Origin of the sequence: Streptomyces sp. KR55, from assembly GCF_052245645.1 — a bacterium.
GTDB lineage: Bacteria > Actinomycetota > Actinomycetes > Streptomycetales > Streptomycetaceae > Streptomyces > Streptomyces flavusporus.
Genome location: NZ_JBQQCE010000402.1, coordinates 1 through 8,974 on the forward strand (window position 1 = coordinate 1; position 8,974 = coordinate 8,974).

The window sequence follows — 8,974 nt, forward strand, 5'->3', positions numbered from 1 at the left end:
GTGGGTCTGCTGCTCGTCCCCGGCCTGGAGGACGAGGTAGCTGGTGAACCCGGACAGGAACTGGCCGATCGCCACCCCGGCCAGCACCAGCCGCAGCGGTGCGAACCCACCGCCGCGCCGGGCCACCGCCCACACCAGGGCGAAGGTGGCCAGCGCGCCCGCGAAGGCCGCGGCGGACAGCCCCAGCCCGAGCGCGCCACCCGCGCCGACCCCGAGGACGATCGCGCCGACCGCGCCGAGCGAGGCCCCGTTGGAGATGCCCAGCAGATAGGGGTCGGCCAGCGGGTTGCGCACCAGTGCCTGCACGGCCGTACCGACGAGACCGAGCCCGGCGCCGACGAGGGCCGCCAGTACCGCGCGCGGGACGCGCAGCTGCCAGACGATGAGGTCGTTGGTGCCCGGCCGTGGCGGTTCGCCGGACAGCCGCCGCCACACCACGCCCCACACCTCGCCCGGCGGGATGGATGTGGAGCCCCAGGACACCGCCGCGGTGAGTGCGAGCAGCAGTGCCACGGCCAGGACCGCGGCGAGCGGCCCGGCGGGCACGGCGCGTGGCTGGGTGCGGGTTTCCGGGCTCTTCCGGCTCAACAGGGCATTGGCCACGGTCAGCCGACCTTGCCCGGGTAGAGCTTACGGGCGATCTGCTGGACGGTGTCGGCGTTGGTGACGCCCGCGATGGTCGTCTGCTCGGAGCCGATGCGCAGGAAGTTGCCGTCCTTGACGGCCTTGAGGCCCTTGGTGGCCGGGTTGGTCTCCAGCCACTTCTGCGCCTCGTCGAACGCCTTGTCGTTGGCGGCCTCGCTGCCCCGGTTGCGCACCCCGAGCTGGATCCAGTCCGGGTTCTTGGCGATCACGTCCTCCCAGCCGACCTGCTGGAAGTCGCCGTCGCAGTCGGCGAAGGCGTTGCGGGCGCCGGCCAGGGTGATGACCGCGTTGGCGACCTGGCGGTTGCAGACGACGACGGGCTGCTTGGTGCCGGCGTCGAAGTCGAAGAAGAAGTACGTGGGCCGCTCGTCCTCGGGCGTGGGGCCGACCGCCTTCTGAACGGCGTCCACCTTCTGTTTCATGCCGTCGACGAGTTCCTTGGCCTTGTCGGCGGTGCCGGTGACCGCGCCGAGGGAGGTGATGTCGTCCTGAACGGCGGACAGGTCGGTCACCGGGGTCTTGTCCGTGGCCGCGCAGGCGGTGGACTTCAGATAGACGCGTTTGATCCCGGCCGCCTTGAACTCCTCGTCGGTGGGCACGTCCGCCATCCCGGCCATGTCCATCGCCCCGAAGGTGTCGACGAAGACGTCGGCGCCGGAGCCGAGGAGCTTCTCCTTCGGGATCACGTACTCGCTCATCACCTCGATCTTCCGGGCCTGCGCGTCCAGTTCGGCGGGCAGGGTGCCCTTGCCGGGCGGGAAGCCGGTACCGATCACCTGGTCGCCGGCGCCCAGGCGGAGCAGCAGCTCCAGGCTGGAGGCGTTGCTGGTGACGATCTGCTGCGGGGCCTCGTCGAAGGTGGTCTCGGCGCCGGAGCAGTCGGTGACGGTCACCGGGTAGCCGTCGGAGACGGAGTTCCCGGCGGGGGCGTCGCCGGCCGAGTCGTCGTTCCCGCCGCCGCAGCCCGCCGCCAGCAGGCCGCCGAGCACCACGGCCGTCGTTCCCCACCACGCGCGGATACGCATCACACCACTCCAGGATCCATCGGTACACGGGAGGACGAGTGCCACCCGCACACCAGTAGTCGGACCGGGCTCGGCTCAAGTTCCCGTCCGGTTTCGGCCGCTTGGGACCGGGCGGGCGATCACCACCCGTCCGACGTGGGCAGGACCACCACCGCCTGGGTCTCGATCCGTCCGCTGTCCTCGAAGTGCAGCGTGAACCGTACGAGGTCGCCCGTACGCCAGTCCGCCTTCGCCCGCACGGTGATGTCGAGGCCGTACGGGGACATGTCGAGGCGTTCACCGGCCGGAATGATCACGGAGTCCACCGTCTGCCCGGTCGCCGCCGCGTCGCCGGTCATGTTGTGCCGGCTGAGGGTGCCCTCGTCGCCCAGGGTGTCCGAGGACGTCACCTTCGTCAGCCGGTCGCCCATGCCGCCGGAGTTGGTGATCCGGAAGAACGCCGCGGTGTCCCCGCTCTCGCTGTTCGGCAGGAAGACCCGCCCCCCGCTGACCTCGATCCGGGGCCCACTGCCCGCGTTGCCGGCAGCGGTCCACGCGGTCAGCGCCCCCAGGGCGATGCCGCAGGCGGCGACGGGGGCGACGGCGGCCCGCAGGGTGTCGGCGAGCCGCCGTCGGGTGGGCCGCCAGGACGCTCCGCTCATGCGTCACCCCTCCCGGCCGGGATCAGGCTCTCGGCGGGCGACGGCCCGCCGTCCCCGGCAGCCGGTCCGCGGCTCTCCCCGTCGGCCCGGTCACGCTCCCGGCCGGGTGACGGCTGCCAGGCGCGCAGACGGAGGCTGTTGGTGACCACCAGGACCGAGCTGACCGACATGGCTGCGGCGGCCAGCATCGGGTTGAGCAGGCCGACCATGGCGAGCGGCACGGTGACGACGTTGTAGCCGAAGGCCCACAGGAGGTTGGTGTGGATGGTGGACAGGGTGCGCCGGGCGAGCCGTACCGCGTCCACGAGCGCCTCGATGTCACCGCGGACGAGCGTCACGTCGGCCGCGCCGATCGCCGCGTCCGTGCCGCCGCCCATGGCGATGCCGAGGTCCGCCCCGGCGAGCGCGGCCGCGTCGTTGACGCCGTCGCCGACGACCGCGACCCGGCGGCCGCTCTCGCGCAGCTCCCGTACGAGCTCGGCCTTGTCCTCGGGGGTGCAGCGGGCGTGCACCTCCTCGATGCCGAGCGCGGCGGCGACGGCGCGAGCCGGGGCTTCCCGGTCGCCGGTGGCGAGCACCGGCTCGACGCCGAGCCGGCGCAGCCGGTCCACCGTCCGGTAGCTGCCGGGCCGTACGACGTCACCGATCTCGATCAGCGCCTGGGTCTGCCCGTCCACGCGGACCAGGACGGGCGTGTGCGCGGCGGCCTCCGCAGCGGGGAGCGCGTCCGTCAGCGCCTCGGGCAGTTCGTCGTCCGGTGCGACGACCTCGACCAGCCGGCCCTCGACCCGGCCGCGTACGCCCCGGCCCGCCGTGGCGGTGAAGTCGGCCACCTCCGGCAGCCGGATCCCGGGCAGGGTGCGGGTCGCGTACGCGACGATCGCCCGGCCCAGCGGATGCTCGGAGCCCTGCTCCACTGCCGCGGCCAGCCGCAGTACCTCGTCCCGGCCGGGGCCGTCCGATACGGCCGTGACGCGGGCGACGGTCATGTGCCCGGAGGTGAGGGTGCCGGTCTTGTCGAGGACGACGGTGTCGATGTGTTCGAGGCCCTCCAGGGACTGCGGGCCCCTGACCAGGATGCCGAGTTGGGCGCCCCGGCCGGTGGCGGCCATCAGCGCGGTCGGGGTCGCCAGACCCAGCGCGCACGGGCAGGCCACGACCAGGACGGCCACGCATGCGGTGATCGCCGCCTGCGGGTCGGCGTCGGCTCCGAGCCAGAAGCCGAGCACGGTCACGGCCAGCGCGAGCACCACCGGCACGAACACGCCGGCCACCGAGTCGGCCAGCCGCTGCGCCTTCGCCTTGCCGGCCTGGGCCTCGGTCACCAGCCGGGTGATACGGGCGAGCTGGGTGTCGGCGCCGACGGCGGTGGCCCGCACCAGCAGCAGCCCGCCCGCGTTGACGGCCCCGCCGACCACGGCGGATCCGGGCGCGACCTCGACCGGCTCGCTCTCCCCGGTGACCAGCGACAGATCCACGGCGGAACTGCCCTTGACCACCTCGCCGTCGGTGGCGACCCGCTCACCGGGCCGTACGACGAAGACCTGCCCGACCGTCAGCTCCTCGATGGGAACCAGGCGTTCGGATCCGTCGTCGCCGCGTACGGAGACCTCCTTGGCGGCGAGCTCCGCCAGCGACCGCAGGGCGGCCCCGGTGCCGTGCCGGGCCCGCGCCTCCAGGAAGCGTCCGGCCAGCACGAACAGCGGTACGGCGACCGCGGCTTCCAGGTAGACGTGGGCCATGCCGTCGTCCGAGGCGTCCGGCAGCAGACTGAACGCCATCCGCATCCCGGGATCGCCTGCGCCGCCGAGGAACAGCGCGTACGCCGACCAGGAGAAGGACGCCACGACGCCGAGCGAGACCAGTGTGTCCATGGTCGCCGTCGAGTGCCGCAGCCCGCGCAGCGCCCGCAGATGGAACGGCCACGCGCTCCACACGGCGACCGGCGCGGCCAGCGCGAAGCACAGCCACTGCCAGTTGCGGAACTGCCAGGCGGGCACCATGGACAGCACCAGCACCGGCACCGCGAGCAGCGCGGTGATCAGCAGCCGGTCCCGCTCCTGCCGCATGGCATCGGCCTCGGAGTCGGACCCGGCCTCGTCTTGTGAACGCCTCCGCTCCCGGGGCGGCGCGGGCAGTGCGGCCGTGTACCCGGCCTGTTCGACCGTCGCGACGAGTTCCTCGGGGCGGATGTCCGGCGGATGGCTGACCCGGGCACTGCCGGTGGCCAGGTTGACCGTCGCGGTCACGCCCTCCAGCTTGGCCAGCTTCTTCTCGACCCGCCGCACACAGGCCGCGCAGGTCATTCCGCCCACGGTCAGGTCCGTGGTGAGCAGCGGGGGTGCCGGTTCCGTGGCCATCAGTGGCCACCCATTCCCGGCATCTCGTCGGTCTCCGTGTCCGTGCCCGTGCCCGGGTCGTCCTCGACGCCGTTGCTCGTGCCAGAGGGGCGCATGCCGGGCGCGACCGGTCCGGCTGTGGATCCGACGGCGTACGACACCGTGAAGACCAGGGTGAGAAGCAGGAGGAAACCGCACAGGGCGGGCGGTGGCGCCAGTCTTCGCAGCGCCTGGACGCCCGTTCCCGGGGAGGTTTGCTGTGGTTGTTCCATCACCGGCCTCCTGACCTGTACCGGTTACAGAGGTCGGGCCTGGTGAGGGGCGGGTTCCCGGACAATTCTGTGGCCTACGTCACACAGGGGTCCCGGGTGGTCGCGGTCACATCCGGACGTAATACGGAGTCCGCCCGGGCTTCAAGGGTGAACGGGCGAGGACAAGGTCACAGCCCGGTCCTCTGCTGCTCAGGTGTCCACCTGGCCTACCATCCGAGCCATGACGGTCCTGCCCGACGACGGGCTCACCCTGGCCGCCGAGTTCTCCGACGCGACCCGTGAACAGTGGCAACGCCTTGTGGCGGGCGTCCTGCTCAAGTCGGGCAAGGAAGTCGAGGGCGCTGCGGCCGAGGACGCCCTGTCCACCACGCTCGAGGACGGACTGCGCGTCCGCCCCCTGTACACCGGCCACGACACCGCGCCCGAGCCCGGCCTGCCCGGCTTCGCACCCTTTGTGCGCGGCAGCCGCGCCGAGGGCAACACGGTCGGCGGCTGGGACGTACGACAGCGGCACACGACGCCCGACACCGACGCGGTCCTCGCGGACCTGGAGAACGGCGTCACATCGCTGTGGCTGGTGGTCGGCGAGGGCGGCATCCCGGTGGCGTCGCTCGGCCGGGTCCTCGACGGCGTGTATCTCGACCTGGCGCCCGTCGCCCTGGACGCCGGGGCCGAGGTCGAGCCCGCCGCGCGGGAGTTGCTGCGGCTGTACGAGGAGCGGGGCGTCGGCAGGGATGCGGTGCGCGGCACTCTGGGCGCCGACCCGCTGGGGCTCGAGGCCCGGACCGGGCAGCCGTTCGACTTCGCGCCGGTGGCCGGACTTGCCCTGCGGTGCGCCGAGGAGTATCAGGGGCTGCGGGCGCTGACCGTGGACGCGCTGCCGTACCACGAGGCCGGCGGCTCCGCCGCGCAGGAGCTGGGCGCTTCACTGGCGACCGGCGTCGCCTACCTGCGGGAGCTGACCGGGGCGGGGCTGAGCGTCGGACAGGCCTGCGCACAGCTGGAGTTCCGATACGCGGCCACCGCCGACCAGTTCCTGACGATCGCCAAACTGCGGGCGGCGCGCCGGCTGTGGGCACGGGTGGCCGAGGTGTGCGGAGCCCCTGGTGCACAGGTCCAGCACGTCGTGACCTCGCCGGTGATGATGACGCGCCGCGACCCGTGGGTGAACATGCTGCGCACCACCGTCGCCGCGCTGGCCGCCGGGGCGGGCGGCGCCGACGCCGTCACCGTGCTGCCCTTCGACCACGCGCTCGGTCTGCCGGACGCGTTCGCGCGGCGCATCGCCCGCAACACCTCCACGATCCTCATCGAGGAGTCGCACCTGTCCCGGGTGATCGACCCGGCGGGCGGCTCCTGGTACGTGGAGCGGCTCACCGACGAACTCGCCCACGTGGGCTGGGAGTTCTTCCAGGGCATCGAGCGGACCGGCGGGCTCTCGGCCGCCCTGCGCTCGGGCCGTCTCGGGCAGGACCTGGCCGACACCTGGGCGGCACGTACCAGCAAGCTCGCCAAGCGGCGCGAACCGATCACCGGTGTCAGCGAGTTCCCGCACCTCGCCGAGCGGCCGGTGGAGCGTACACCCGCTCCGGCGGCTCCCTCCGGCGGGCTGCCGCGCGTGCGGCGCGACGAGGCGTACGAGGCACTGCGCGCCCGCTCCGACGCCCACCTGGCGGCGACCGGCAGCAGGCCGCGGATCTACCTCGCCGCCCTGGGCCCCGCCGCCGCCCACACCGCACGCCTCACCTTCGCCTCCAACCTGTTCCAGGCCGGCGGCATCGAGCCGGTCACCGAGGGCACCTTCGAGGACAGCGGCGCCACCGAGGCCTGCCTGTGCTCCAGCGACGCGCTGTACGAGGAGCAGGCCGCGGATGCCGCCCGGGGCCTCCAGGAGGCGGGCGCCCGCCATGTGTTCCTGGCCGGGCGTCCCGGTCAGTACAGCGGTGTCGACGCCTACGTCTTCGCGGGCTGTGACGCCGTTGCCGTGCTCTCCGCCACCCTCGACCGCATGGGAGTGTCCTGATGGGAGGAATCCCCGACTTCGCCGGAGTCGAGCTGGGGACCCCGGCCGCCGAAGGGGGCGCCGACGAGTGGCGCACGGCCGTGAAGAAGGCCACCGGCGGCGACGACCTGCTCTGGGAGACCCCGGAGGGCATCACCGTCAAGCCGCTGTACACCGGGCAGGACCTGGAGGGCCTGGACTTCCTGGACACCTACCCGGGTATCGCCCCGTACCTGCGCGGCCCGTACCCGACGATGTACGTCAACCAGCCCTGGACGATCCGCCAGTACGCGGGCTTCTCCACGGCGGAGGAGTCCAACGCCTTCTACCGGCGCAACCTGGCGGCCGGTCAGAAGGGTCTGTCGGTCGCGTTCGACCTGCCGACGCACCGCGGCTACGACAGCGACCACCCGCGGGTGACCGGTGACGTCGGCATGGCGGGCGTGGCGATCGACTCGATCTACGACATGCGGCAGCTGTTCGACGGGATTCCGCTGGACAGGATGACCGTGTCGATGACGATGAACGGCGCCGTGCTGCCCGTGCTCGCGCTGTACATCGTGGCGGCGGAGGAACAGGGCGTGCCGCCCGAGAAGTTGGCCGGGACCATTCAGAACGACATCCTCAAGGAGTTCATGGTCCGCAACACGTACATCTATCCGCCGAAGCCGTCGATGCGGATCATCTCCGACATCTTCGCCTTCACCTCGCAGCGGATGCCCCGCTACAACTCCATCTCCATCTCCGGCTACCACATCCAGGAGGCCGGCGCGACGGCGGACCTGGAGCTGGCGTACACCCTCGCCGACGGCGTGGAGTACCTCCGGGCCGGGCGGGAGGCCGGGCTGGACGTGGACGCGTTCGCGCCGCGGCTGTCCTTCTTCTGGGCGATCGGCATGAACTTCTTCATGGAGATCGCCAAGCTGCGGGCGGCCCGGCTGCTGTGGGCCAAGCTGGTCAAGCAGTTCGACCCGAAGAACGCCAAGTCGCTCTCCCTGCGCACCCATTCGCAGACCTCCGGCTGGTCGCTGACCGCGCAGGACGTGTTCAACAACGTGACCCGCACGTGCGTGGAGGCGATGGCGGCCACCCAGGGCCACACCCAGTCGCTGCACACCAACGCCCTCGACGAGGCCCTCGCCCTGCCCACCGACTTCTCCGCGCGCATCGCCCGCAACACCCAGCTGCTCATCCAGCAGGAGTCGGGCACGACCCGGGTGATCGACCCCTGGGGCGGCAGCGCCTACGTGGAGAAGCTGACGTACGACCTCGCCCGCCGCGCCTGGCAGCACATCCAGGAGGTCGAGCAGGCGGGCGGCATGGCGCAGGCCATCGACGCCGGCATCCCCAAGCTGCGCGTGGAGGAGGCGGCGGCGCGCACGCAGGCCCGGATCGACTCCGGGCGGCAGCCGGTGATCGGCGTCAACAAGTACCGCGTGGACACCGACGAGCAGATCGAGGTCCTCAAGGTCGACAACTCCTCCGTGCGCGCCCAGCAGATCGAGAAGCTGCGGCGGCTGCGCGAGGAGCGCGACGAGACCGCCTGCCGGGACGCGCTGGACGCGCTGACCCGGGCCGCGGGCGGCGACGGCAACCTGCTGGAGCTGGCGGTGCACGCGGCCCGCGCCAAGGCGACCGTCGGGGAGATCTCCGACGCCCTGGAGAAGGTGTACGGCCGGCACGCGAGCCAGATTCGTACGATCTCCGGCGTGTACCGAAACGAAGCCGGCGAGTCCCCGTCCGTCGACCGCACCCGCGCGCTCGTGGACTCCTTCGAGGAGGCCGAGGGCCGCCGCCCGCGCATCCTGGTCGCCAAGATGGGCCAGGACGGCCATGACCGCGGCCAGAAGGTGATCGCCACCGCGTTCGCCGACCTCGGCTTCGACGTGGACGTCGGCCCGCTGTTCCAGACTCCCGCCGAGGTCGCCCGGCAGGCGGTGGAGGCGGACGTGCACATCGTGGGTGTCTCCTCGCTGGCCGCCGGTCACCTCACGCTCGTACCGGCGCTGCGCGAGGAGCTGGCGGCGGAGGGGCGCGAGGACATCATGAT

General features: G+C 72.4%; 7 protein-coding genes. 2 read left to right on the forward strand and 5 right to left on the reverse strand.

All coding sequences use genetic code 11. The features are described from left to right. From ACTWQJ_RS39340 to ACTWQJ_RS39360, 5 genes are all read right to left on the reverse strand, one after another. A partial coding sequence (locus ACTWQJ_RS39340; RefSeq protein ID WP_443311230.1) for a FecCD family ABC transporter permease occupies positions 1-603 on the reverse strand: 603 nt, incomplete at its 3' end. A gap of 2 nt (positions 604-605) precedes the next feature. Further along, a complete protein-coding gene (locus tag ACTWQJ_RS39345) occupies positions 606-1,670 on the reverse strand; it encodes an ABC transporter substrate-binding protein (RefSeq protein WP_443311231.1) in 1,065 nt (354 codons plus the stop codon). A gap of 119 nt (positions 1,671-1,789) precedes the next feature. Continuing rightward, entirely contained in the window at positions 1,790-2,311 is a 522-nt protein-coding gene (locus tag ACTWQJ_RS39350) for a copper chaperone PCu(A)C (protein ID WP_443311232.1), read from the reverse strand. Then, on the reverse strand, positions 2,308-4,671 hold the full coding sequence (locus ACTWQJ_RS39355; protein ID WP_443311233.1) for a heavy metal translocating P-type ATPase: 2,364 nt from the start codon (positions 4,669-4,671) through the stop codon (positions 2,308-2,310). The genes ACTWQJ_RS39350 and ACTWQJ_RS39355 overlap by 4 nt, the downstream gene beginning before the upstream one ends. Continuing rightward, complete coding sequence (locus ACTWQJ_RS39360) at positions 4,671-4,922, reverse strand: hypothetical protein (protein ID WP_443311234.1); 252 nt, start codon at positions 4,920-4,922, stop codon at positions 4,671-4,673. The genes ACTWQJ_RS39355 and ACTWQJ_RS39360 overlap by 1 nt, the downstream gene beginning before the upstream one ends. 220 nt (positions 4,923-5,142) lie before the next feature. Between ACTWQJ_RS39360 and ACTWQJ_RS39365 the strand changes: the two genes are divergently transcribed. Both ACTWQJ_RS39365 and scpA read left to right on the forward strand, forming a co-directional pair. After that, the gene (locus tag ACTWQJ_RS39365; protein ID WP_443311235.1) at positions 5,143-6,945 is read left to right on the forward strand and encodes a methylmalonyl-CoA mutase family protein; all 1,803 of its coding nucleotides are present in this window, start codon (positions 5,143-5,145) and stop codon (positions 6,943-6,945) included. Next, the coding region (gene scpA, locus ACTWQJ_RS39370; RefSeq protein ID WP_443311236.1) for a methylmalonyl-CoA mutase at positions 6,945-8,974 on the forward strand (2,030 nt) is incomplete at its 3' end. The genes ACTWQJ_RS39365 and scpA, both read left to right, overlap by 1 nt.

Bases quoted from the DNA above. Each gene is read 5' to 3' on its own strand.
- ACTWQJ_RS39345 (WP_443311231.1), bottom strand. From the start codon at position 1,670: ATGCGTATCCGCGCGTGGTGGGGAACGACGGCCGTGGTGCTCGGCGGC.
- ACTWQJ_RS39350 (WP_443311232.1), bottom strand. From the start codon at position 2,311: ATGAGCGGAGCGTCCTGGCGGCCCACCCGACGGCGGCTCGCCGACACC.
- ACTWQJ_RS39355 (WP_443311233.1), bottom strand. From the start codon at position 4,671: ATGGCCACGGAACCGGCACCCCCGCTGCTCACCACGGACCTGACCGTG.
- ACTWQJ_RS39360 (WP_443311234.1), bottom strand. From the start codon at position 4,922: ATGGAACAACCACAGCAAACCTCCCCGGGAACGGGCGTCCAGGCGCTG.
- ACTWQJ_RS39365 (WP_443311235.1), top strand. From the start codon at position 5,143: ATGACGGTCCTGCCCGACGACGGGCTCACCCTGGCCGCCGAGTTCTCC.